The following is a 23,106-nucleotide window of genomic DNA, read 5'->3' as shown; positions in this document are numbered from 1 at the left end:
GGCAAAAATATCCCGGGGGGAGTCGCTGCAAGCGACGGGGGGCGGCGCCCCCCTTCTTCTTCCTTGCCGGGCAAGGCCCTCCTCCGCCGTCAGATCCCCGCGTAAATCTCCACGACCCGCGCCACCGCGGCCTCCGGGCTCATCTCCTCGCTCACGCCGGTGCGGCGCGAGGTCAGTTCCACCTTGTTCGCCGCAAGGCCGCGCGGCCCGACGGTGATCCGCCAGGGCAGGCCGATCAGGTCCATCGTGGCGAATTTCGCCCCCGCCCGCTCGTCGCGGTCGTCATAGAGCGGGTCCAGCCCCTTGGCCTTCAGCGCGCCATAGATCGCCTCGCAGGCGCTATCGGTGCCGGCGTCTCCCTGCTTGAGGTTGACGATGCCCACATGGAACGGGGTCACGCCCTCGGGCCAGATGATGCCCTTGTCGTCATGGCTCGCCTCGATGATCGCTCCCAGCAGGCGCGACACGCCGATACCGTGCGAGCCCATGTGGACGGGCACGCGGGCCCCATCCGGGGTCACCACATTCGCGCCCATCGGCTCGGAATACTTGGTGCCGAAGTAGAAGATCTGCCCGACCTCGATCCCCCGCGCCGACTTGCGCCGCTCCTCGGGGATGGCGTCGAACAGGGCCGCGTCATGGGTCTCGTCGGTGCGGGCGTAGAGCGAGGTGAACTCCTCCATCACCGCCTGGCACTGGGCCTTGTCGTCATAGTCGATCTCGCGCTTGCCCAGGCGGATGTCGGTCACGGCAGAGTCATAGAACACCTCCGACTCGCCGGTGGCCGCCAGCACCAGGAATTCATGCGTGTCGTCGCCGCCGATGGGGCCAGAGTCGGCCCGCATCGGGATCGCCTGCAACCCCATGCGCTCATAGGTGCGCAGGTAGCTGACGAGGTGGCGGTTGTAGGCGTGCAGCGCGTCTTCCTTGGTCAGGTCGAAGTTGTAGCCGTCCTTCATCAGGAACTCGCGCCCCCGCATCACCCCGAAGCGCGGGCGCATCTCGTCGCGGAACTTCCACTGGATGTGATACAGCGTCAGCGGCAGGTCCTTGTAGCTGCCCACATGGCTGCGGAAGATGTCGGTGATCATCTCCTCATTGGTCGGGCCATAGAGCATCTCGCGCTCCTGCCGGTCCTTGATGCGCAGCATTTCCTGGCCGTAATCGTCATAGCGCCCGCTTTCGCGCCACAGGTCGGCCGGTTGCAGGGTGGGCATCAGCAGGGGAATATGCCCGGCGCGGATCTGCTCCTCATGCACGATCTGCTCGATCCGGCGCAGCACCTTGAACCCCAGCGGCAGCCAGGAATAGATCCCCGCCGCCTGCTGCTTGATCATGCCGGCGCGCAGCATGTAGCGATGCGAGACGATCTGCGCCTCGGCGGGATTTTCCTTCAGCACGGGCAGGAAGTAGCGGGAAAGGCGCATTGCGGGAACCTGTGGGTATGGGAGCTTGCACATCGTCTATGCGATACGCATCTGTCAGGCAAGCTGAGGCGACTGTCGGGCGGCCTTTGCACGGGCAAGCCGCTTGCGGTGCGGCGCAGGCTGGGCGATGACTTGGACGCGACACAGACGGCGGCCTCTGGCCCGGCGGAAACTCGGAAGGATGACGACGATGGCGCTGCCGGTCCGGCAACAGATGAAGTACTGGGGCATTGCCGCAGCAGTGTTCCTTGTCGTGCTCTGGGGCCTTGGCAACGTCATCCTGCCCTTCCTCGTCGGCGGGGCCGTGGCCTATTTCATGGATCCGGTCGCCGACCGGCTGGAGCGGACGGGAATGTCCCGCACCGCCGCCACCGCCCTGATCTCGATCGTCGCCGTGGTGGTGTTCGTTCTGGCCGCGCTGCTGGTGATCCCGACGCTGGTGCGGCAGCTGGCGCAGCTGATCAACACCGCGCCGCAGATCCTTGGCCAGTTGCAGACGTTCCTGACGGCCCGCTTCCCCACGATCATGGACAATGAAAGCGTGCTGCGCGAGACGCTGGCCAGCATCGGCGAGATGATCCGCTCGCGCGGGGGGGAACTGGTCACGACGGTGCTGTCCTCGGCCATGGGCGTCGTGAACTTCGTGGTGTTCATCGTCGTGGTGCCGGTCGTGGCCTTCTACATGCTGCTCGATTGGGACAAGATGATCTCGCGGATCGACGGCTGGCTGCCGCGCGACCATGCCCCCACCATCCGCCGCCTCGCCTCCGAGATCGACGCCGTTCTGGCCGGGTTCGTGCGCGGGCAGGTGCTGGTCTGCGTGATCCTTGGCGTCTACTACTCGGTGGCGCTGGCGCTGGCGGGGCTCAACTTCGGGCTGGTGGTCGGCGCGATTGCCGGCTTTTTGACCTTCATCCCCTATGTCGGCGCGCTGGTCGGCGGCGGGCTCGCCATCGGACTCGCGCTGTTCCAGTTCTGGGGCGAGTGGTGGATGATCGCGCTGATCTGGGCGATCTTCCAGTCGGGCCAGTTCGTCGAAGGCAATATTCTGACCCCGAAACTGGTGGGCAACTCGGTGGGCCTGCACCCGGTCTGGCTGCTGTTCGCGCTGTCGGCCTTCGGCACGCTGTTCGGCTTTGCCGGGATGCTGGTCGCGGTGCCGGTCGCAGCGGCGCTTGGGGTGATCGCGCGGTTCCTCATCAACCAGTATACCGAGAGCAAGCTCTATAACGGGCTCGACAGCGTGCCCGAGCCGGATCTGCGGGTCGAGGTCACACTGGCGCCCGAGGCCGAGGCGCGCCTCTCGCCCGAAACCGGCGCCGTGATCCTGCAGCCGCCGGGACGAACGGCCCCCTGATGGCGCAGCAACTGGCCTTCGACCTGCCGCCGCGCCGGTCACTGGGGCGCGGCGATTTCTTCGTGGCCCCCTCGAATGCGCTGGCACTGGCGCAGATCGACGGCTGGCGGGACTGGCCGCAGCGCAAGCTGGTGCTGGTCGGCCCGGAGGGGTCGGGCAAGACCCATCTCGCGCATGTCTGGGCCGCCGAGACCGGAGCCGAAATCGTGCCCGCTGCCGAACTGCCGCTGGCCGATGTGCCGGCGCTGGCCGCAGCCGGGGCCGTTGCGGTCGAGAATGCCGACTGCATCGCCGGATATGACGCGGCCGAGGCGGCGCTCTTCCACCTCCACAACCTCGTGCTCGCCGAGGGCGGGCGGCTGCTGATAACCGCGGCCAACCCGCCCGCGCGCTGGTCGCTGCGCCTGCCCGACCTTGCCAGCCGGATGCAGGGCACCTCGACCGCAATGCTTGATCCGCCGGGGGATGACCTGCTGGCGGCTGTGCTGGTCAAGCTCTTCGCCGACCGGCAGATTGCGGTGCCGCCGGCGCTGATCCCGTTCCTGACGGCACGGATGGACCGCTCTCTGGCCGGCGCCCGCGATCTGGTGGCGCGGCTCGATGCCGCATCGCTGGCCTCGGGCAAGCCGGTCAGCCGGGCACTTGCCGCGAGCCTGTTGGCCGCGGGCTGATCCTCCTCTGGCCGCGCCCCCGCCACCCGCTGGACACTCATCCCCCCTTGCCCCCATAATGGTGCCAACAACATACGCAAAAAGCGCAGCCCGAGCAGCACATATGACCCAAGCCGATTTCCTCAATGCCCCGTTTCCCGCCCCGCAGGCGCTTCCCGCCGCCCGCCGCGACGGGCCGCAGCGGTTTTTCAACCGTGAGCTGAGCTGGCTGGCCTTCAACTGGCGCGTGCTGGACGAGGCGCGCAACCCGCGCGTGCCGCTGCTGGAACGGCTGCGCTTCCTGTCGATCTCGGCCACCAACCTCGACGAGTTCTACACCGTGCGCGTCGCCGGCCTGCGCCAACTGGTGCGCAATGGCGCCAGCCAGCCCTCCGATGACGGCATGACGCCCGCCGAGCAGCTGGTGAAGATCAATGCCGAGGCGCGGCGCCTGATGGCGATGCAGCAGACGGTCTGGACCAAGCTGCGGCGCGAAAACCAGAAGGCCGGCATCTGCCTGATGACCCGCGCCCGGCTGACGGTGCGCGACCGCGCCTTCCTGCACGACTTCTTCGTGAGCCGGGTGTTCCCCGTGCTCTCGCCGCTGGCCATCGACCCGGCGCACCCCTTCCCCTTCATCCCCAATACCGGCTTCTGCCTTGCGCTGGAGCTGCAGCGCGTGTCCGACCGCCGGCCCTTGCAGGCGCTGCTGCCGATCCCGCAGCAGATCGCCCGCTTCATCGCCCTGCCCGCGGGCCGCAAGGGCGAGGCGCGGTTCCTGCCGCTCGAAGAGCTGTTGCTGCTGCATCTCGACAGCCTGTTCCCCGGTTATGCCGATACCGGGCACTGCGCCTTCCGGGTGCTGCGCGACAGCGACCTCGAGGTCGAGGAAGAAGCCGAGGATCTGGTGCGCGAGTTCGAGACCGCGCTGAAGCGCCGCCGCCGCGGCGAGGTCATCCGCCTGAAGATCACCGCCGGCGCGCCCGATACCCTGCGCGCGCTGATCATGGAAGAGCTGGACGTGACACCCGACGAGGTGGTCGAGGTGAAGGGCCTCCTGGGGATGGCCGACCTCAAGGAACTGGTGCTCGACAACCGCCGCGACCTGCAATGGCCGCCCTTCGTGCCGCGCATCCCCGAGCGGGTGCAGGACCATGACGGCGACATCTTTGCCGCGATCCGGCAAAAGGACATGCTGCTGCACCACCCCTATGAAACCTTCGACATGGTCATCCGCTTCCTGCAGCAGGCCGCGGCCGACCCTGACGTGCTGGCGATCAAGCAGACGCTCTACCGCACCAGCCGCGACAGCCCCATCGTCGGCGCGCTGTGCGAGGCGGCAGAAGCCGGCAAGTCGGTCACCGCGCTGGTGGAACTGCGCGCCCGCTTCGACGAGGCCGCCAACATCCGCCAGTCGCGGCGGCTGGAACGGTCGGGGGCGCATGTCGTCTATGGCTTCGTCAACTACAAGACCCATGCCAAGATCAGCACCGTGGTGCGGCGCGAGGGCGATGCCCTGGTGACCTATACCCATTTCGGCACCGGCAACTACCACCCGATCACCGCGCGCATCTATACCGACCTGTCGTTCTTCACCTGCGATCCGGCGCTTGGCCGCGATGCGACCAAGGTGTTCAACTACCTGTCGGGCTATGTGCAGCCTTCGGGGCTCGAAAACCTGTCGATCTCGCCGATCTCGCTCAAGGCGCGGCTGATCGAGATGATCGGGCGCGAGGCAGTCCATGCCCGCGCCGGCCGCCCGGCCGAGATCTGGGCCAAGATGAACAGCCTGATCGAACCCGAGGTGATCGACGCGCTCTATGCCGCCAGCCAGGCCGGGGTGCGGATCAACCTGATCATCCGCGGGATCTGCGGCGTGCGGCCCGGCATCGTGGGCCTGTCCGAGAATATCCGGGTGAAATCCATCGTCGGGCGCTTCCTCGAACACAGCCGCATCGTCTGTTTCGGCAATGGCCACGGCCTGCCCTCGGGCAAGGCGCGGGTGTTCATTTCCTCGGCCGACTGGATGGGCCGCAACCTGAACCGCCGGGTGGAAACGCTGGTCGAGATCAAGAACGCCACCGTCAAGGCGCAGATCGTCAACCAGATCATGGCCGCCAACCTTGCGGACGAGGCGCAAAGCTGGATCCTGCAGCCCGATGGCCGTTTCGTGCGCCCGCTGCCGGACGGCAAGACCGACCTGTTCAGCTGTCACCGTTTCTTCATGGACAACCCCTCTTTGTCCGGCCGCGGCAAGGCCGGGGCAGCGGATGTTCCGCGGCTGGCGCATTCGGCGGATTGAGGCGTGCCCGCCCCCTGACTGCGCGTCGCGCATTGACCTTGCCGCAACGCGGCGGCAAGGTCGCCAGGTGACTCGGGGGGGCCGGCCGCGCGCAGCGGGTGCCCCTCGCTCGACCGAAACTGGGGAAGATCCGATGGATGGCACGACCGAGGCGCCCGGCGATGACTGGGGGCCGTTTGGACGCCCTCTGTTCGAGGACCCATCGGCCCGCGCGCTGAGCCGGGTCGGGGTGGTCGATGTCGGATCGAACTCTGTCCGGATGGTGGTGTTCGACGGCGCCGCCCGCAGCCCCGCCTATTTCTTCAACGAAAAGGTCATGTGCGGGCTGGGTCAGGGCCTGTCCAGCACCGGCCGGCTGAACCCCAAGGGCAGCGAGCGGGCGATGGCCGCGCTCAAGCGTTTCGCGCTGCTGGCCGAAGGGATGAAGATGGCCCCCCTCACCTGCGTTGCGACAGCGGCGGTGCGCGAGGCCGAGGATGGCGCGGAGTTCCAGGCCGAGGTGCTGCGCGAGACCGGGCTACGCCTGCATGTGATCGACGGCGAGGAAGAGGCGCGCCTGTCCGCGCAGGGCGTACTTCTGGGCTGGCCCGAGGCCGAGGGGCTGGTCTGTGACATCGGCGGCAGCTCGATGGAGCTGGCCGAGGTGGCGAATGGCGAGATCGGCCGCCGCGTCACCTCGCCGCTGGGGCCCTTCCGCCTGCAACAGGTCGAAGGCGGGCCCAAGGCGCTCAAGGCCCATATCGCGGCGATCATGTCGGGCCTCAAGGCGCAGATCGGCCGCCAGCATGACCGCATCTACCTTGTCGGCGGCAGTTGGCGCGCCATCGCCCGGCTGGACATGGAACGGCGCAATTATCCGATGACGGTGCTGCACGAATATCGGATGACCCCGGCCTCGCTGCTGGAAACAGTCGAGTGGATCGCCCAGAACGACCTCGGCGTGCTGCGCGCCCGCACCGGCACCTCGGCCGAACGGATGGATCTGGTGCCGCTGGCCTCGCAGGTGCTGGCCGAGTTGATCCGCGCCTTTCGCCCGAAGGAGCTGGACGTGTCGTCCTACGGCATCCGCGAAGGGCTGCTCTACGAACAGATGCCCGACCGCCTGCGCCGCCGCGACCCGCTGATCGAGGCCTGCCGCTTCGCCGAGGCGACACAGGCGCGCCTGCCCGGCTTTGGCCGCAGGCTCTATGATTTCCTGCTGCCGATCTTCGCCAAGGCCCCGCCCGAACGGCTGCGCATCGTCAAGGCGGCCTGCCTGCTGCATGACACCTCATGGCGCACCCACCCCGACTACCGGGCCGAGGCCTGTTTCGACAACGTTACCCGCGCCAACCTTGGCGGGCTTGGCCATCCGGACCGGATCTTCCTCGGCCTCGCGCTGCTGCACCGCTACAAGAACAGCCGCGCCGGCAGCCGGATGGAGCCGATGTTCGCGCTGCTGCCCCCCGAAGACCTGCGCGACGCCGAGATCCTCGGCAAGGCCATGCGCTTTGGTGCCATGTTCTCGATCCAGTCGCCGGATGAGGCGGGCAGCCTGAAGCTCTACCCCAAGAAGAAGCTGCTGGAGCTGGTGCTGAACCCTGCGGACGAGGCGCTGTTCGGCGAGGTGACCGCAGCGCGCTTTGCCTCGCTGGCGACCGCGATGGGGGTCACCACCAAGGTGCGCAGCGCCGGCGCGGCGCCTTAGAGTCAGGGCTAAATCTCGATCTGCTCGCCCGGACCAAGGTCCGGCAGTCCGGGCTGCGGCATCGGACGTTCCGGGTCGCGCTCCGGCGGGGTCTCCGGCTCCGGCGGCAGATCCGGCTTGCGCCGCAGCAGGATATCCCCGTTCGGCAGCTTTTCCGGCATGTGGTAGTGGTCGATATCGCCCACCATCTCGGCCAGCTCGCGCATCATCGGCAGCATGGCGCGGAAGGTCGGCTCCATCTCGCGGAACGCTTGCTCGGCCTCGTCCAGTGCCGGGGCCATCTCGTCCAGCAGGTTCTGCAGCAGCCGGTCGGCGCCCCGCTCCCACAGGCCCCGCTCGTCCGGCGCCTCCTCGGGCAGGGTCTGCGCCGTCAGGGGCGATGCAAGAAGCAGGGCGAGCGTCAGGGCATATTTCATGGGGCCATCCTATGCCAATCCGGGGTAGCCCGGTAGGTCACAGATCAATGTCCAGCGTCACGGGGTAGTGATCCGAGGCGGTCAGCAAGGCTTCGCGCAGCTCCGGAACCTTGTAGATCGCCGGGTCGTCGAACGGGTGCCAGATCCGCCACTTCGGGTGCCGGCTCAGCAACGAGGGAGAGATCATCACGAAATCCAGCATCGCCGAGAAATACTGCCCCTCGGCATCCAGATAGAACCGCGCCGAGGCCGGCCCCGCCGCAGTGGCATGGGCAGAGCGCAGGCGGGCATGGGGGTCATGCAGGCGCAGATCCGCGGGCGCGTCCTCCCCCAGCACGATCTCCACCCCCGAGCGGCCGAACAGCTTTTCGTATTCATCAAGGCCAGGGCCGTCGTTGAAATCCCCCAGCACGATCAGGTTCTCGCAGGCGGTCAGATGTTCCACCACCCGTTGGCGCAGCCAGATGCATTCGGCCAGCTGCTTGCGCCGGTTCTGGATCGCCAGCCGCATCACCTTTTCGGGGGTATCGGCGCCATGCGGGGCCTTGGACTTCACATGCACCCCGATCAGCCGCAGGTCGGTGCCCGCCGTGGTCTGCAGGGCCAGTTCCAAGGGAGGCTTGGAAAAGCGCACCGTGTCCAGCGTCGCGTCGATATCGAGGTCGATCCGGTAGCTGCCATCGAAGCGCGGGGCGGCAAAGCCGGCCTCCGGCGCGCCGGTCTCGCCCATCGGGTCATGGCGGGCGGTCAGGCGGTCCGGATCATACATCAGCGCCAGCTCCTGCTGGGTACCGTTGACGAAGCCGATCACCGCCTTGCGGCAGCGGAGCTCGAACTGGGCGGCAAAGGCCTCCAGCATCGCCACCGTGCTGCGGCGGCGATTGGTGTCGGGCGCCTCGACGATCAGCACCGCATCGGCATCCATCGCGGTGAAGACGAGCCCGAGCGCCTCCAGCTGATCCGCCCGGGTGACATTGTGGCGCGCCGACCAGCCGCCATCGGCCAGCATCCTGCCCTGCACGTCGAAGAGGTTGGCGAACCATTCGACATTGTAGGTCGCGATCCGCATCTGGCCTCCTCCCGCGCGCCTTGCGCGCAAACCGACCCCGTCAGGCGGCGCGCTTGCCGCTGATCTCCTCCCAGGCGCGGTTGATCGCCACCATCCGCGCCTCTGCCAGCTTCACCGCCTCCTCGGGCAGGCCCCGCGCCACCAGCCGGTCAGGATGGCTGTCGCGCACCGCCGCGCGCCAGGCGGCCCGCGCCTCGGCCTTGGTCGCGCCTTGGTCAAGCCCCAGCACCTCCCACGGGTCGCGCTCCGCCCCTTCGACATGCCGCGCGCGCAGCGAGCGGAAGCAGCGCTCATCCAGCCCGAAGATCCGCGCCACCTCGGCCAGGAACGCATCCTCGGCCGGATGATAGCCGCCATCCGACACGGCAATGTGAAAGAGGCCCTCCATCAGATCCTTCAGCGCCGGCGCGCCGGGGCCGAACATCCGCGCGATCTTGGCCGCCCAGGCGTCGAAGCCCGCCACATCCTGCCGCGCGAGGTTGAAGACGCGCGCGGCATGGGCCGTCTCCGATTCGGGGATGGTGAACACCCGGCGGAAGGCCGCGACCTCGTCCCGCGTCACCATGCCATCGGCCTTGGCCATCTTCGCGCCAAGCGCGATCACCGCGATTGTAAAGGCGACAGAGCGTTCCGGGGGCGTTGCGCCGCCCCAGAGCCGGTCCAGAACCGCCGACAGCCCTTCGCCATTGGCGAGGGCCGACAGCGCGTCGGAGATGCGGGTCCAGATCGACATGGGGGTATCATAGCCGCAGTGCAGCGCCGTGTCAGCGCGTCATGGGAGCCGGGGGAGGGTTGGAGGAAATTTCTCGCTAGAACGAAAGTCGCCGCTGGAGTTCGTTCCTTCCTTCCTTGCCCGGAACAAGGCGCTTTAGCGCCGCCGGGCCGCGCCCGTCCGCCCCCTCGGGCGGGCGCGCCCCACCGTCGTGCCTAGAAATCCGGTGGAGTTACGCCGCACCATAAAGTGCCTAGAACGAGCGTTGCAGCGCCCACCCGGCGGACAGGCGCAGCCCTCTGTTACTGCACGCCCAGATTGCCTCACAGCATCTTCTGCATGATCACCAGATCCAGCCAGCGGCCGAACTTGAACCCGACCTCGGGGATCCGCGCCACCTCGGGGTAGCCGACCGCCGCGTGGAAGGCGATGCCGGCGTCATTCTCGGCCGAGACCCCGGCGATCATCGAATGGGCGCCGCCCGCGCGGGCATGGTCCTCCACCGCCGCCATCAGAGCGCGCCCCGCACCGCGGCCCCGCGCCTCTGGCGCCAGGATGATGGTGTGCTCCATCGCGCGGGCATAGCCGTTGCCGCCGCGGAACTGGGCGTAGGTGGCCAGGCCGATCACCCGTCCCGCGGCATCCTCGGCCACGAAGAACTCATGCCCGCCCGCCCGCCGCTCGGCGAAGGTCGCCAGCAACCCGGCCTCGGTCTTCTCGTCGCTGGCGAAGGTCACCGTCGTTTCGCGGACGATGGGGTTCCAGAACCCGAGGATCGCGGGAATGTCGCCCGGGCGCGCCGGGCGCACCATCGGGGCCGAGTCGGGAACGCGGACGGTCTCCGCGGCGGGGGCGGTCATTGCAGCACTTTCACTCCGGACGGGGTTTCAATCTCTGCTGTCAGTCCCACGGTGCCATCCACCACCAGCACCAGCCGCGGATCGGCCAGCGCCAGCAGCCCCGACATCTCGGCGGCCTGCGGATGGCCGATCACCAGCCGCCGCAGCCGACAGCCGGCATCGGGCAGGCGTTCCGACGGATGGCCGCCCGACTGCCACTGGATCAGCGCCGGGAAGCAGTCGTCATAGGGCAGCAGGCCGCTGGCCGGGATCCCCATCCGCCAGCGCAGATCGGCGCGGTCAAGGTCCACCGCCGCCCCTGCCCCCGCCGGCGCCGTGGCCAGCGCCGCCTCCAGATCCCCCGTGCGCGCCACCCAGTTGGTCAGCCGCACCGAGGCGCGGGTGTCGAGCCCGAACCAGCGCGGCCAGGCCGGGCGCGGGGCGGCAGGATCGGGGGCGATCACCTCGAGATAGAGCCCCGGCCCCAGCGAGAGAAGCCGGTTCCAGGTGCCCATATGCGCATGGCGCCCGCCGGGCGCCAGCGCCACGCCAAGCGCCGATTCAATCGCCGCAACCCCTTCTTCGAGCGAGGGCGCGGTCACGGCAAGATGATCAAGCTCCAGCATCGGCAAACCCCTTTCGCACCAGCATAAATGCGGCATCGGCGACCGCAAGTCCCCAGTGGGGTTCACGGAAGGGACGACACGACAGCCGGTACCTCTGCATCGCAGGGCCGATGACCGGAAGGCGCATACGGATCAGGCGGAAAGCCCGGTCATCCCCTGAGGCCTTCACAAACACAAAGGGCGCCGCATCCCGCGGCGCCTTTTGTCGTTCCGGAGGGGACAGGCCCTACTTCCGCGCGGCGCGGATCAGCTTCAGGATATCCTTCGCCGCCGAGGGGATATTGGTCCCCGGCCCGAAGATCGCCTTGACGCCGCGGTCATAGAGATACTGGTAATCCTGCTGCGGAATGACCCCGCCGCAGATCACCAGGATGTCCCCTGCCCCCGCCGCCTGCAGCGCCTCGACCAGCTTCGGCGCCAGCGTCTTGTGGCCCGCGGCCTGGCTGGAGATGCCGATCACATGCACGTCGTTGTCCACCGCGTCCTGCGCCGCCTCTTCCGGCGTCTGGAACAGCGGGCCCACGTCCACGTCAAAGCCGATATCGGCGAAGGCGGTGGCGATCACCTTGGCGCCGCGGTCATGCCCGTCCTGCCCCATCTTCACCACCAGCATCCGCGGGCGGCGGCCCTCTTCCTCGGCAAAGGCCTCCACATCCGCCTGGATCGCGGCAAAGCCCTCGTCGCCGTCATAGGCGGCGCCATAGACGCCCGCGAGCGTCTTCACCTCGGCGCGGTGCCGGCCGAACACGTTCTCCATCGCCATCGAAATCTCTCCCACGCTCGCCCGCGCCCGGGCCGCTGCCACGGCGGCTTCCAGCAGGTTGCCCCCCTCGGCCGCCCGCCGCTCGATCTCGGCCAGTGCGGCCGAGCAGGCGGCCTCGTCCCGGGTCGCGCGGATCTGCTCCAGCCGCGCCACCTGCGAGACGCGCACCGCCACGTTGTCCACGTCGAGGATGTCGATCGGGTCTTCCTTGGCGAGGCGATACTTGTTGACCCCGACGATCACATCCTCGCCGCGGTCGATGGCCGCCTGCCGCCGCGCCGCGCTTTCCTCGATCCGCAGCTTGGGCATCCCGGTGGCGACGGCCTTGGTCATGCCGCCCATCTCCTCCACCTCCTCGATCAGCGCCCAGGCCTTCTCGGCCAGCTCTGCCGTCAGGCTTTCGACGTAATACGACCCCGCCAGCGGATCGACGACATGGGTGATCCCGGTCTCCTCCTGCAAGATCAGCTGGGTGTTGCGCGCGATCCGGGCCGAGAACTCGGTCGGCAGGGCAATCGCCTCATCGAGCGCATTGGTGTGCAGCGACTGGGTGCCGCCAAGCGCCGCCGCCAGCGCCTCGTATGCCGTGCGCACCACGTTGTTGTAGGGGTCCGCCTCCTGCAGCGACACGCCCGAGGTCTGGCAATGGGTGCGCAGCATCAGGCTGCCGGGCTTCTTGGCGCCAAACTCGGTCATGATCCGGTGCCACAGCAGCCGCGCCGCCCTGAGCTTGGCCGCCTCCATGAAGATGTTCATGCCGATGGCAAAGAAGAAGCTCAGCCGTCCGGCAAAGGCATCGACATCCATGCCCCGCTCAATCGCCGCGCGCACATATTCGCGCCCGTCGGCCAGGGTGAACCCCAGCTCCTGCACCAGGTTCGCGCCCGCCTCCTGCATGTGATAGCCGGAAATGGAGATGGAGTTGAACTTGGGCATCTCGGCGGCGGTATATTCGATGATGTCGGCGATCAGCCGCATCGAGGGTTCGGGCGGATAGATATAGGTGTTCCGCACCATGAATTCCTTGAGGATGTCGTTCTGGATCGTGCCCGACAGCTCGGCCCGCGGCACGCCCTGCTCTTCCCCCGTCACGATGAAATTCGCCAGGATCGGGATCACCGCGCCGTTCATGGTCATCGAAACGCTGACCTTTTCCAGCGGGATGCCGTCGAACAGGATCTTCATGTCCTCGACACTATCGATGGCCACCCCTGCCTTGCCGACATCGCCCACCACGCGCGGATGGTCGCTGTCATAGCCCCGGTGCGTCGCCAGATCGAAGGCCACAGACACGCCCTGCTGCCCGGCGGCCAGCGCCTTGCGGTAGAAGGCGTTCGACGCCTCGGCGGTGGAGAAGCCCGCATATTGGCGAATGGTCCAGGGCCGGCCGGCATACATCGTGGCGCGCACACCGCGGGTGAAGGGCGCGAGGCCCGGCATCGAGTTCAGATGCGGCAGCCCCTCGACATCGGCAGCGGTATAGAGCGGCTTGACCGCGATCCCCTCCAGCGTGTCCCAGGCAAGGGTGTCCGGGTCGCGGCCCTTGAGCTCCTTCGCGGCAAGCTGGCGCCAGGCATCCAGATCGGCGGCTTCAGGCTTCTGTGTCATGACATGTCCTCTCTTCCCGGCTCTGCGAACATCATCTGATGCAAGAACCGCGTTTCAATCCTGTCCATCACGCCCCTGCGCCCCTATATCCAAGGGAACAGGAGGATGGATGACCCTTTATCTCACACCGCTTGCTGCCCTCGCCCTTGCGCTGCTGGCCCAACCGGCCACCGCGCAGGACCAGATCCCTGCGCCCCGCGCCGGCATGATCGCCGCGGACAGCACCGCAGCCCCTGCCGATCCGGCGGCAGAGCCTGCGACAGAAGCGCCTACTGCCGCCGTGGACGACTCTGCACCGCTGCCGGCCGAGGGGCTGAGCATCGACGACTTCCGGTGGCAGAAGCGGCTGGTGCTGGTCTTTGCCGACAGCCCCGACAACCCCGGCTTCGCCGACCAGATGCGGATGCTGGCCGAGCAGCCGGACGAACTGGCGATGCGCGACGTCGTGGTGATCTTCGACGCCGACCCCGAGGCCGAGACCGAGATCCGCCAGAAACTGCGCCCCCGCGGCTTCATGCTGGTGCTGATGGACAAGGACGGCCAGATCGCACAGCGCAAGCCCTTCCCCTGGACGGTGCGCGAGATCAGCCGCGCCATCGACAAGATGCCGCTGCGCCAAGAGGAACTGCGCACGCGCCGGCTGACGCCATAGGCGGCACTGGCCCGGTGCAAGGCCGCGCCGCACATCAGCGGTCCTCCCCGAAGATGTCGGCCGCCGTCTCGCCGGGCTTTGTCAGGCCGCAGCGCTGAAGCAGCCGCAGCACCGAATCCTTCTGCGCAGCGGTCAGACGGAAGAAATGCTTGCGGTGCAGCGCCATCATCGCGCGGTTTTCGGTCTCGGACCTGGCGATGACCTCATCCAGCAACTCCGGGCGGATGACTCGGCCCACCGGGCTCGGCGAGGGCGCAAAGCGCGCGAACCAGCCAGGGCTGCCTCCCTCCATCGCGGCGTAGAGCAGCATGAACTCGGTCGATTTCGCGCTGCGCCGGGCGAAGAAGCATTCCAGCAGCCCGACCCGCGCCTCGATCTTGTCCACCGCCGCCACCATCTCCTCGCGTCGGTGCACCGTCGGCGTCAGCGACAGGGGGATCTCAACGCCCTCCGGCAGTTTATAGCGCATCCGCTTGGCAGAGGCCTCCGCCCATTTGCGCATATTGGGGCTCAGCGAGGACATCTCGACCCGCGGCCTGCCCTCGGCATCGACGAAATCCGCCGCGCCGACCGGGCGCAAGAAGAAGTTCTTGGTGTCGAGGATCACGACATGGCTGCCACTGGCCACCCGCGCCGCCAGCAGCTTGCAGGCCTGCTGCAGCAGCCAGCCCGAATTGGACTTCCAGCCATAGATCTTGGGCTTGCGCCCCAGGGCCCGGTCGCGCAGCGGCCGCCAGGCGCAGCGAGGACCCGCAACCCAGGTGCGTTCCAGCCAGGCCAGCGGGCCACGCGGGCGCGTGGTCATCAAGGACGAGGCGGGAAGGATCTCGACTTTCCCCGCCAGCCCTCCCCACTCGCCGCGGATCGCCTCCACCGCCTGCCCGCAGGCCGCCTCGTCCTGATCGCACAGCACCACAAGGATCCGGTTCACGCAGCCCGGATCCAGAAACCGTGCCATCGACCGCGCCTGCAGGCGCAACATCGGCAGCTCGGTGCGGAAGGTGACGGTCAGGAAGTCGAAGGCAGGGGTCATGTCATTCGAACTCCATGATCACTTCGTCCACCCGCAGGCTCGCGCCTGGCGAGGCGGCGACCTTCTTGACGATGCCCTTGCGTTCGGCGCGCAGGATGTTCTCCATCTTCATCGCCTCGACCGTGGCCAGCGCCTGCCCTTCCTGCACCTCATCGCCCTCGGCGACATTGATCTTCACGATCAGCCCCGGCATCGGGCAGAGCAGGAATTTCGAGGTGTCGGGCGGCATCTTCTCGGGCATCAGCGCCGCAAGCTCCGCCTGGCGCGGGCTGCGCACATGCACCTTGAGGTCGGCGCCGCGCAGCCGCAGGCGGAAGCCCTGCGGGATCTTGCCGACCTTCAGCACCAGCGGCGTGCCATCCACATCCAGCCGCGCGAGGCTTTGCCCCGGCACCCAATCCGACGTGACGCGGTGCTGGCTGCCATCCTCGAAGGTCACCGTCGCGCCGTCAGGGTCGGCCGCGATGGTCACCGCATGGCTCTCCCCCTGCAGCGCCACCACCCAGTCGTCGCCGACATGGCGCTCATGGTTGCCAAGCCGGCCGGAAATCCGCGTGCGCCGGATCTCCGCCACCCGGTGCATCGCGGCGGCGGCGGCGGCCACGCGGCGCAGGGTGCCTTCCGTCAGCGTCGCGCCCTGAAAGCCGTCGGGGTACTCCTCGGCGATGAAGGCCGTGGTGATGTTGCCCGAGACAAACCGCGGATGGTCCATCACCGCGCCGACGAAGGGCAGGTTGTGGCCGATCCCCTCGACCTCGAAGGTGTCGAGCGCCAGCCGCATCTCCTCGATGGCCCCGAGGCGCGTCGGCGCCCAGGTGCAGAGCTTTGCGATCATCGGGTCGTAATACATGCTGATCTCGCCGCCCTCGAAGACGCCGGTATCATTGCGCACCACGGCATCGGGCGTGCTGCTTTCCACCGGCGGGCGATAGCGGGTCAGCCGGCCGATGGAGGGCAGAAAGTTGCGATAGGGGTCTTCGGCATAGAGCCGGCTTTCCATCGCCCAGCCGTTGATCTTGAGGTCTTCTTGCTTGAACGGCAGCGGCTCGCCGGCCGCCACGCGGATCATCTGTTCGACCAGATCGACGCCGGTGATCAGCTCGGTGACCGGATGTTCCACCTGCAGACGGGTGTTCATCTCGAGGAAATAGAAATTCCGCGCCCCATCGACGATGAACTCCACCGTCCCGGCGCTGGTATAGCCCACCGCCTTCGCCAGCGCGCAGGCCTGCTCGCCCATCGCCTTGCGGGTCGCCTCGTCGAGGAAGGGGCTCGGCGCCTCTTCGATGACCTTCTGGTTCCGGCGCTGGATGCTGCACTCACGCTCATGCAGGTAGACGCAGTTGCCATGCTGGTCGGCCAGCACCTGGATCTCGATATGCCGGGGCTGGGTCACGAACTTCTCGATGAAGATCCGGTCATCGCCAAAGCTCGCCGCCGCCTCGTTTTTCGAGGACTCGAAGCCTTCCTTGACCTCGCCCTCGCTCCAGGCGATGCGCATCCCCTTGCCGCCACCGCCGGCCGAGGCCTTGATCATCACCGGATAGCCGATCTGGCCCGAAATCTTCACCGCCTCGTCGCCATCCGCGATCAGGCCCATATAGCCCGGCACGGTGGACACCCCCGCCTCCTGCGCCAGCTTCTTCGAGGTGATCTTGTCGCCCATCGCCTCGATCGCCGGGGACGGCGGGCCGATGAACACGACGCCAGCTGCTTCCAAAGCGGCCGCGAAGTTCATGTTCTCGCTCAGGAAGCCGTAGCCCGGATGCACCGCCTCGGCGCCGGTCTGGCGCACGGCGTCCATGATCTTGTCGATCACGATATAGGACTGCGCCGCGGGCGAGGCCCCGATATGCACCGCCTCATCCGCCATCTTCACATGCAGCGCATTGCGGTCCGCATCAGAATAGACGGCGACCGTCTTGATGCCCATCTTGCGGGCGGTCTTGATGACGCGGCAGGCAATCTCGCCCCGGTTGGCGATCAGGATCTTCTTGAACATGGCACTCCCCGTGCGGTGACGTTGCTGCCGCCCGGCAGGGCGCAGGCATGAAAAAGGCCGCCGGGACGTGATGCCCCGGCAGCCTGAAACTGGTGGATAGCGAACCGCGCGCCGGTCAGGCGCGCTGCGTCAGCAGAGGTTGACGTCGTCGCAGAGCGCGCCCGCAGCGCCGCCGATGACCGCGCCCTTGACGGCAGAGCCGCCGGTGAGCGCCGAGCCGACACCACCGATCGAGGCGCCGACGGCGGCACGCTCGAAATCGTTCTCCCCGCAGGACGCCAGAAGGCCGATGGCCAGAACTGCGCCAGTGAGACGGATACGTGTGCTTTGCATGTCGAATGTCCTCCAGGTTGGGAAATGGCTTTCGCAGGCCCAACCCCGGCGGGGACGACATGGTTCCCGAACCCGGTTGCGCCGGAACGGCAAGGACCGCCACACCCAAGGGGCATGACGGTCCTTCCGAAGGCAGGCCGGCCCGCTGCTACATCCGAAGGCGCAGCAGCGGTCGCGGGATCAGTAGGCGCGGCGGCAGATGCCGGCGTCGTCGCAGAGCGCGCCGGCGCCAGCGCCGAGAGCTGCGCCGGTAAGCACGTTGTTGTCGGTCGCATCGGCAATGATCGCGCCCGCAGCGGCGCCGGCCATTGCACGCTGGCCGTCGGTTTGCATGCAGCCGGCGAGTGCCGACAGACAAATTGCAGCGATAATGAATTTCGAATTGCGCATGTTGCTCCGCCTCCAGAACGGGTTGTTATGTCGCAACATTCTAGCGCATCCGACGCGCCCGGAAAGCGAATTTCGCGTGAACCCAGATCATAGGCAGGGAGCCGCCGAAAATCCTGCAGCCTCGGCGAAAAGAGCGGCCCGATCCACAAGGGATCAGGCCGAGAGTCAGGGGAAGGGTTGCAACGAACCTGGGCGCCCACCTGGCTGGAGGCCGGCGCCACATCCCAAACATGCGCCGCGCCCCGCGCCCGATCAACCGCCACGGCGCCGCGTCCCGGGCCATGCGCGGGATGGTGCCAAATGGCTGGGGGGCACGGCGGCATCACGCTTACTCGTCCTCGTCCAGGTCGTCGTAATCGTCGTCCGCGTCGAAACCGAAATCCTCGGCGTCCTCGGCGAAGACCTGCGGGAAGGACGCCTGCGCGATCTTTAGGTTGATCTTCAGCAGCGCGTCATAGCTGGCGGGGTCGAACGGGTCCTCGGCCGGCACCACCTCGCGCCCGAACAGCCAGGACAGGCGGCCGGCATCGAGATTGCCCCGCACGAACGGCTCTTCGCCGAAATGCGCCCAAAGCGCCGCCATGAAGCCGGCATCGGCCTTGCGGTCGGCAAGATTGCGGTCGCGGAAACGCTCGCGCCGGATGATCTTGGTCGGGCCCTTTTTCTTGACGGCCCGGCGAATGACGAACTGGAAGTCGGTGCTGGGAAGACGGCCAGGAAAGCCGCGATGTTTCAGCATGGGATGCTCTCCGCATTATGCGCTCGGCACTGGCCGGCGGGCTGGAGAGCAACCGATTGGGCGGCCGCCGTCACCCGGACGGCGGCCAGCCCGGGATCGTTACTTGTATTTGCCGGTATAGACGGGCTCGGCCGAAACCATCGGCTGCTCGACATAGACGACTTCTTCTTTCTTGGCGCAGGCAGCCACGAACGCCACGAGGGCGACCGCGAGCAAGACTTTTTTCGACATGGTGTTCTCCTGTTTATTGTTATGGTGGGGGCCTCACACTCCCCCGCCTGCCTCATTTCCGCGATACAGGTCACTTGAGACTGACCAGCCGCCATCATATCGCAGGCCGGGGCGCAGCGACAGCCCATCGCATGCAAAACGGCGGAATGTGGCCGCGAAGACTCAGGTGCCGCGCCGCGGCACAGGCAAGAGTCATGGGGCCGGGGTTGCATCAGAACATCTCCCATTCGCAGACATCGCCCGCCGGGCGGTAGGCCTCGAAATACTGCACCGCCTCCGGGTCGGTCTGCCCGAAGGGCAGGTCGCGGTCCGCCAGCGAGATCACCACCTGCGAGGGCTGCGGCCCGATGACCGACAGGCGGGGCAAGGCAAAACTCTCGCACAGCCAGTGCATGTCCTCGGCGGCGGTCTCGAAGGCGACATCCCCGGCAATCGCGGGCGCCAGGAACCGGAACCGCGCCGTCAGCCCCTCTGGCCCCGGCGCGCCATGCACCGTTTCCAGCCAGGTGACCGCCATGCCGGACGGCGTGACGATCTCCTCGGCCCAAGCAGCGGCCCCGGCCAGCATTGCGATGCACATGACGATTCCCCCCCGCACGCCTACCCCCTTAAAGCGGAATGTTGTCGTGCTTTTTCCACGGGTTGGTCAGCTTCTTGCTGCGCAGGCTGGCAAAGGCCCGCGCCACGCGCTTGCGGGTGGACCGCGGCTGGATCACCTCGTCGATGAAGCCCTTCTCGGCCGCCACGAAGGGGTTGGCGAAACGGTCCTCGTAATCCTTCACCCGCGCCGCGATCTTCTCGGGCTCGCCAAGCTCGCTGCGATACAGGATCTCCACCGCGCCCTTGGCCCCCATCACCGCAATCTCGGCCGTCGGCCAGGCATAGTTGAAATCGCCGCGCAGATGCTTGGAGGCCATCACGTCATAGGCCCCGCCATAGGCCTTGCGGGTGATGACCGTCACCTTCGGCACCGTCGCCTCGCCATAGGCGAACAGCAGCTTGGCGCCGTGCTTGATGACGCCGCCATATTCCTGGCCCGTTCCCGGCAGGAAGCCCGGCACATCGACGAAGGTCAGGATCGGCACCTCGAACGCGTCACAGAAGCGCACGAACCGCGCGGCCTTGCGGCTGCTGTCGATATCGAGGCACCCGGCCAGCACCATCGGCTGGTTGGCCACAACGCCCACCGTCTGCCCCTCGATCCGGATGAAGCCGGTGATGATGTTTCCGGCGAAATCCTTCTGGATCTCGTAGAAATCGCCCTCGTCCGCGGTCTTCAGGATCAGCTCGCGCATGTCATAGGGCTGGTTCGGGTTGTCGGGGATCAGCGTGTCGAGGCTGTCCTCGATCCGCCCCGGCTCGTCGAAGAACGGCCGCACCGGCGCCTTCTCGCGGTTGTTCAGCGGCAGGAAGTCGAACAGCCGCCGCACTTCGGCCAGCGCCTCCACGTCATTCTCGAAGGCACCATCGGCGACCGAGGATTTGCGGGTGTGGGTGCTGGCGCCGCCCAGTTCCTCGGCGGTGACGATCTCGTTCGTCACCGTCTTCACCACATCAGGGCCGGTCACGAACATGTAGGACGTGTCCTTCACCATGAAGATGAAGTCGGTCATCGCCGGCGAATAGACCGCGCCGCCCGCGCAGGGGCCCATGATGAGCGAGATTTGCGGCACCACGCCCGAGGCCATGATGTTGCGCTGGAACACGTCGGCATACCCGGCCAGCGACGCAACACCCTCCTGGATCCGCGCCCCGCCGCTGTCGTTGATCCCGATCACCGGCGCACCGTTCTGCATCGCCATATCCATGATCTTGCAGATTTTCTGCGCATGGGTTTCCGACAGTGACCCGCCGAACACCGTGAAATCCTGGCTGAACACATAGACCATGCGGCCGTTGATCGTGCCCCAGCCGGTGACCACGCCATCGCCTGCGGGCCGGTCCTCCTGCATCCCGAAATCGGTGCAGCGGTGGCGCACGAACATGTCGAACTCTTCGAACGAGCCCTCGTCCAGCAGCAGCTCGATCCGCTCGCGCGCGGTCAGCTTGCCCTTGGCGTGCTGCGCGTCGATCCGGCGCTGACCCCCGCCCAGACGGGCGTCGGCGCGGCGGTCTTCCAGCTGTTGCAGGATGTCTTTCATCATGTCCCCCCGGGCGATGGCTGCCTTGCTTGCAGGCATGGCAATTTGGGGCACCCTATACGGGCGCACCTGCAGCACAAAGCCCTTTCCAGAAAATTTGCAAAGCCTTGCCAATGCCCGCAGCGCAAATTGCGAAGTTGCGAACTAGAGCGGCCAGACCCACAGCAGCAGCGGCAGACTGACCACGACCACCAACAGCTCCAGCGGCAGCCCAAGCCGCCAGTAATCGCTGAAGCGGAACCCGCCGGGGCCAAGGATCAGCGTGTTGTTCTGGTGCCCGATCGGGGTCAGGAACGCGCAGGACGAGCCGATGGCCACCGCCATCAGGAAGCTGTCGGGGTTGACCCCCAGGGCCGAGGCGATGCCGATGGCAATCGGGCACAGCACCGCCGCAGTGGCGGCGTTGTTCATCACGTCCGACAGCGTCATCGTCACGATCAGCACCACCGCCAGCGCCGCGACCGCGTTGCCCTGCGCAATCGTCTCCACCAGGAACCGCGACAGCAGATCCGCCGCGCCCGTGGTCTGCATCGCCCCCGCCACCGGGATCAGCGCCGCCAGCAGCACGACCACCGGCCAGTCGATCGAGGTGTAGATCTGCCGCAGCGGCACGGTCTTGGCCAGCATCGTCGCCAGAAGCCCAAGCGCGAACGCCGCCGCCGCCGGCAACAGCCCCAGCGTCACCACCAGCACCGAGACCAACATGATCGCCCCGGCAATCAGCGCCATGCGCTTGTCAGGGATGCGCAGCTCGCGCTCGCCCAAGGGCACGCAGCCACTCTCGTTGATGAAATCCGCCATCACCTCGGCCGGGCCCTGCATCATCAGCAGGTCGCCCGATTGCAGCTTCACCTCGCGCAGCCGCGCCCGCGGCGGTTGATGCGCGCGCGACACCGCCAGCAGGTTGAGCCCGTACCGGGTGCGCAGCTTCAGATCGCTGGCCGAGCGCCCGACGATGGACGAAGAAGGCAGCACCGCCAGCTCTCGCAGCACGATCTCCTCATCCCGCTCACCGGCCGCCTTCTCCTCCGGGGCGTTTTCTTCGGCGGCCGCCGTCTCAGCCCCCTCCTCTGCCGCGGTCTCCTCGGCGACCAGAGCTTCCGCCGGCGCGACGACATCGGCCTCCGCCTCCGCCCCCGCCTCTGTCTCGGCGGCCTCCACCTTTGCCTTCTCCGGCGCGGGCTTTTGCTGCTCCAGCTTGATCCCGAACACCGACAGCGCCTCGGCCAGCGCATTCACGTCGGCCAGCAGCATCAGCACGTCATCCTCGCGGATGATCCGCCCGCCATGCGGCGCAGTCATCCGCACCTCGTTGCGCACGATGGTGGCGATCTGCGCGCCGCTCGCCGCGATCTCGCGCTCGAAGGCGCGCAGGGTCAGCCCCACCGCCTTGCTTTTCGCCGGGATCCGCACCTCGGTCAGGTAGCTGCCGGTATCGAACCCCTCGCCCCCCGCCGGCTTGCGTGCCGGCACCAGCCGCCAGAACAGCGCCAGGAACAGCACCCCCAGCACCGCGACCGCAAGGCCCACGGGGGCAAAGTCGAACATCTCGAACGGCGCCCCCCCCGCCTCGCGCCGGAAGCCCGACACGATCAGGTTGGGCGGCGTGCCGACCAGCGTGGTCATGCCCCCAAGGATGGTGCCAAAGGCCAGCGGCATCAGCACCTGACCCGGGGTCAGGTCGATCCGCCCCGACAGCTGCACCGCGATCGGCATCAGCAGCGCCATCGCGCCCACGTTGTTCATGAAGCCCGACAGCGCCGCCCCAAGCCCGATCAGCGCCACCAGGCTGACGGTGCGCCCGGCATTGCGCGGCAGCACGGACCGCGCCAGCCAGTCCACCGCGCCGGTATTCTGCAGCCCCTGGCTCATCACAAGGATACAGGCCACCGTGATCACCGCCGGATGGCCGAACCCGGCAAAGGCGGCATCGGGCTCGACCAGTCCGGCCAGCACGCAGGCCATCAGCGAGGCCAGCGCCACCACGTCATGCCGGAACCGCCCCCACAGGAACAGCGCCAGTGTGGCCACCAGGATCAGCGTAATCAGAATTTGGGGAAGCGTCATCATGCGGCTTTCGGTCAGGGCTCTGGCGCCAATCGCCCAGAAACTGGAAACGACCAGAGACA

21 protein-coding genes are annotated in these 23,106 nt (G+C 67.4%); 5 read left to right on the top strand and 16 right to left on the bottom strand.

Annotated elements, in window-relative coordinates; all coding sequences use genetic code 11:
* Positions 1-89: 89 nt before the first annotated feature.
* Positions 90-1,427: a proline--tRNA ligase gene (proS, locus tag GVY41_RS03490; RefSeq protein ID WP_161343658.1), complete on the bottom strand. Its 1,338-nt coding sequence runs from the start codon at positions 1,425-1,427 to the stop codon at positions 90-92.
* Positions 1,428-1,617: 190 nt separating this feature from the next.
* On the opposite strand from proS, the gene GVY41_RS03485 reads away from it, so the two are divergent.
* The 4 genes from GVY41_RS03485 (at position 1,618) to GVY41_RS03470 (ending at position 7,423) form a co-directional block, all read left to right on the top strand.
* Complete coding sequence (locus GVY41_RS03485; protein ID WP_161343659.1) at positions 1,618-2,784, top strand: AI-2E family transporter; 1,167 nt, start codon at positions 1,618-1,620, stop codon at positions 2,782-2,784.
* Entirely contained in the window at positions 2,784-3,455 is a 672-nt protein-coding gene (locus GVY41_RS03480) for a P-loop NTPase family protein (RefSeq protein WP_161343661.1), read from the top strand. The genes GVY41_RS03485 and GVY41_RS03480 overlap by 1 nt, the downstream gene beginning before the upstream one ends.
* A 103-nt stretch (positions 3,456-3,558) precedes the next feature.
* Positions 3,559-5,736, top strand: a complete 2,178-nt coding sequence (locus GVY41_RS03475) for an RNA degradosome polyphosphate kinase (protein ID WP_161343662.1) — start codon at positions 3,559-3,561, stop codon at positions 5,734-5,736.
* Between the two features lie 133 nt (positions 5,737-5,869).
* Positions 5,870-7,423 (top strand): Ppx/GppA family phosphatase, encoded by a 1,554-nt coding sequence (locus GVY41_RS03470; protein ID WP_161343663.1) that lies wholly within the window; start codon positions 5,870-5,872, stop codon positions 7,421-7,423.
* Between the two features lie 8 nt (positions 7,424-7,431).
* On the opposite strand, the gene GVY41_RS03465 is transcribed toward GVY41_RS03470, so the two are convergent.
* The 6 genes from GVY41_RS03465 to scpA all read right to left on the bottom strand — a co-directional run bounded on the left by GVY41_RS03465 (position 7,432) and on the right by scpA (position 13,456).
* Positions 7,432-7,839, bottom strand: a complete 408-nt coding sequence (locus GVY41_RS03465) for an AAA+ family ATPase (RefSeq protein ID WP_161343664.1) — start codon at positions 7,837-7,839, stop codon at positions 7,432-7,434.
* A gap of 37 nt (positions 7,840-7,876) precedes the next feature.
* On the bottom strand, positions 7,877-8,908 hold the full coding sequence (locus tag GVY41_RS03460) for an endonuclease/exonuclease/phosphatase family protein (protein ID WP_161343665.1): 1,032 nt from the start codon (positions 8,906-8,908) through the stop codon (positions 7,877-7,879).
* A gap of 40 nt (positions 8,909-8,948) precedes the next feature.
* Positions 8,949-9,641 (bottom strand): tellurite resistance TerB family protein, encoded by a 693-nt coding sequence (locus tag GVY41_RS03455; protein ID WP_161343666.1) that lies wholly within the window; start codon positions 9,639-9,641, stop codon positions 8,949-8,951.
* Between the two features lie 302 nt (positions 9,642-9,943).
* Positions 9,944-10,432 (bottom strand): GNAT family N-acetyltransferase, encoded by a 489-nt coding sequence (locus tag GVY41_RS03450; RefSeq protein WP_161344049.1) that lies wholly within the window; start codon positions 10,430-10,432, stop codon positions 9,944-9,946.
* 44 nt (positions 10,433-10,476) lie between these two features.
* On the bottom strand, positions 10,477-11,085 hold the full coding sequence (locus GVY41_RS03445; RefSeq protein WP_161343667.1) for a VOC family protein: 609 nt from the start codon (positions 11,083-11,085) through the stop codon (positions 10,477-10,479).
* Between the two features lie 226 nt (positions 11,086-11,311).
* Complete coding sequence (scpA, locus tag GVY41_RS03440) at positions 11,312-13,456, bottom strand: methylmalonyl-CoA mutase (protein WP_161343668.1); 2,145 nt, start codon at positions 13,454-13,456, stop codon at positions 11,312-11,314.
* 109 nt (positions 13,457-13,565) lie between these two features.
* Between scpA and GVY41_RS03435 the strand changes: the two genes are divergently transcribed.
* A complete protein-coding gene (locus GVY41_RS03435) occupies positions 13,566-14,108 on the top strand; it encodes a DUF4174 domain-containing protein (RefSeq protein ID WP_229725921.1) in 543 nt (180 codons plus the stop codon).
* A gap of 34 nt (positions 14,109-14,142) precedes the next feature.
* Here GVY41_RS03435 and GVY41_RS03430 read toward each other — a convergent pair whose 3' ends face one another.
* From GVY41_RS03430 to GVY41_RS03390, 9 genes are all read right to left on the bottom strand, one after another.
* Positions 14,143-15,141, bottom strand: a complete 999-nt coding sequence (locus tag GVY41_RS03430; RefSeq protein WP_161343670.1) for a DUF6492 family protein — start codon at positions 15,139-15,141, stop codon at positions 14,143-14,145.
* A gap of 1 nt (position 15,142) precedes the next feature.
* On the bottom strand, positions 15,143-17,143 hold the full coding sequence (locus tag GVY41_RS03425) for an acetyl-CoA carboxylase biotin carboxylase subunit (RefSeq protein ID WP_161343672.1): 2,001 nt from the start codon (positions 17,141-17,143) through the stop codon (positions 15,143-15,145).
* A gap of 129 nt (positions 17,144-17,272) precedes the next feature.
* Entirely contained in the window at positions 17,273-17,476 is a 204-nt protein-coding gene (locus tag GVY41_RS03420; RefSeq protein ID WP_161343674.1) for a hypothetical protein, read from the bottom strand.
* Between the two features lie 180 nt (positions 17,477-17,656).
* Positions 17,657-17,866, bottom strand: coding sequence for a hypothetical protein (locus GVY41_RS03415; RefSeq protein WP_161343676.1), 210 nt, complete (start codon positions 17,864-17,866; stop codon positions 17,657-17,659).
* A 328-nt stretch (positions 17,867-18,194) separates the two neighbouring features.
* On the bottom strand, positions 18,195-18,605 hold the full coding sequence (locus GVY41_RS03410) for a hypothetical protein (protein ID WP_161343678.1): 411 nt from the start codon (positions 18,603-18,605) through the stop codon (positions 18,195-18,197).
* A gap of 99 nt (positions 18,606-18,704) precedes the next feature.
* On the bottom strand, positions 18,705-18,836 hold the full coding sequence (locus GVY41_RS20485) for a hypothetical protein (protein WP_161656857.1): 132 nt from the start codon (positions 18,834-18,836) through the stop codon (positions 18,705-18,707).
* 211 nt (positions 18,837-19,047) lie between these two features.
* Complete coding sequence (locus GVY41_RS03400; RefSeq protein ID WP_161656856.1) at positions 19,048-19,416, bottom strand: DUF6497 family protein; 369 nt, start codon at positions 19,414-19,416, stop codon at positions 19,048-19,050.
* A gap of 28 nt (positions 19,417-19,444) precedes the next feature.
* A complete protein-coding gene (locus GVY41_RS03395) occupies positions 19,445-20,977 on the bottom strand; it encodes an acyl-CoA carboxylase subunit beta (RefSeq protein ID WP_161344055.1) in 1,533 nt (510 codons plus the stop codon).
* Positions 20,978-21,121: 144 nt separating this feature from the next.
* The gene (locus GVY41_RS03390; RefSeq protein WP_308421076.1) at positions 21,122-23,047 is read right to left on the bottom strand and encodes an SLC13 family permease; all 1,926 of its coding nucleotides are present in this window, start codon (positions 23,045-23,047) and stop codon (positions 21,122-21,124) included.
* Between the last annotated feature and the right edge of the window lie 59 nt (positions 23,048-23,106).

The sequence above is a fragment of the Frigidibacter albus genome (genome assembly GCF_009908165.1).
Taxonomy (GTDB): domain Bacteria; phylum Pseudomonadota; class Alphaproteobacteria; order Rhodobacterales; family Rhodobacteraceae; genus Frigidibacter; species Frigidibacter albus.
This window is presented reverse-complemented; position numbering and strand designations above follow the sequence as displayed.

What these genes read in the sequence shown, in the direction of transcription:
- proS (WP_161343658.1), bottom strand. Translation starts at nt 1,427, where the DNA reads ATGCGCCTTTCCCGCTACTTCCTGCCCGTGCTGAAGGAAAATCCCGCC.
- GVY41_RS03485 (WP_161343659.1), top strand. Translation starts at nt 1,618, where the DNA reads ATGGCGCTGCCGGTCCGGCAACAGATGAAGTACTGGGGCATTGCCGCA.
- GVY41_RS03480 (WP_161343661.1), top strand. Translation starts at nt 2,784, where the DNA reads ATGGCGCAGCAACTGGCCTTCGACCTGCCGCCGCGCCGGTCACTGGGG.
- GVY41_RS03475 (WP_161343662.1), top strand. Translation starts at nt 3,559, where the DNA reads ATGACCCAAGCCGATTTCCTCAATGCCCCGTTTCCCGCCCCGCAGGCG.
- GVY41_RS03470 (WP_161343663.1), top strand. Translation starts at nt 5,870, where the DNA reads ATGGATGGCACGACCGAGGCGCCCGGCGATGACTGGGGGCCGTTTGGA.
- GVY41_RS03465 (WP_161343664.1), bottom strand. Translation starts at nt 7,839, where the DNA reads ATGAAATATGCCCTGACGCTCGCCCTGCTTCTTGCATCGCCCCTGACG.
- GVY41_RS03460 (WP_161343665.1), bottom strand. Translation starts at nt 8,908, where the DNA reads ATGCGGATCGCGACCTACAATGTCGAATGGTTCGCCAACCTCTTCGAC.
- GVY41_RS03455 (WP_161343666.1), bottom strand. Translation starts at nt 9,641, where the DNA reads ATGTCGATCTGGACCCGCATCTCCGACGCGCTGTCGGCCCTCGCCAAT.
- GVY41_RS03450 (WP_161344049.1), bottom strand. Translation starts at nt 10,432, where the DNA reads ATGGTGCGCCCGGCGCGCCCGGGCGACATTCCCGCGATCCTCGGGTTC.
- GVY41_RS03445 (WP_161343667.1), bottom strand. Translation starts at nt 11,085, where the DNA reads ATGCTGGAGCTTGATCATCTTGCCGTGACCGCGCCCTCGCTCGAAGAA.
- scpA (WP_161343668.1), bottom strand. Translation starts at nt 13,456, where the DNA reads ATGACACAGAAGCCTGAAGCCGCCGATCTGGATGCCTGGCGCCAGCTT.
- GVY41_RS03435 (WP_229725921.1), top strand. Translation starts at nt 13,566, where the DNA reads ATGACCCTTTATCTCACACCGCTTGCTGCCCTCGCCCTTGCGCTGCTG.
- GVY41_RS03430 (WP_161343670.1), bottom strand. Translation starts at nt 15,141, where the DNA reads ATGACCCCTGCCTTCGACTTCCTGACCGTCACCTTCCGCACCGAGCTG.
- GVY41_RS03425 (WP_161343672.1), bottom strand. Translation starts at nt 17,143, where the DNA reads ATGTTCAAGAAGATCCTGATCGCCAACCGGGGCGAGATTGCCTGCCGC.
- GVY41_RS03420 (WP_161343674.1), bottom strand. Translation starts at nt 17,476, where the DNA reads ATGCAAAGCACACGTATCCGTCTCACTGGCGCAGTTCTGGCCATCGGC.
- GVY41_RS03415 (WP_161343676.1), bottom strand. Translation starts at nt 17,866, where the DNA reads ATGCGCAATTCGAAATTCATTATCGCTGCAATTTGTCTGTCGGCACTC.
- GVY41_RS03410 (WP_161343678.1), bottom strand. Translation starts at nt 18,605, where the DNA reads ATGCTGAAACATCGCGGCTTTCCTGGCCGTCTTCCCAGCACCGACTTC.
- GVY41_RS20485 (WP_161656857.1), bottom strand. Translation starts at nt 18,836, where the DNA reads ATGTCGAAAAAAGTCTTGCTCGCGGTCGCCCTCGTGGCGTTCGTGGCT.
- GVY41_RS03400 (WP_161656856.1), bottom strand. Translation starts at nt 19,416, where the DNA reads ATGTGCATCGCAATGCTGGCCGGGGCCGCTGCTTGGGCCGAGGAGATC.
- GVY41_RS03395 (WP_161344055.1), bottom strand. Translation starts at nt 20,977, where the DNA reads ATGAAAGACATCCTGCAACAGCTGGAAGACCGCCGCGCCGACGCCCGT.
- GVY41_RS03390 (WP_308421076.1), bottom strand. Translation starts at nt 23,047, where the DNA reads ATGATGACGCTTCCCCAAATTCTGATTACGCTGATCCTGGTGGCCACA.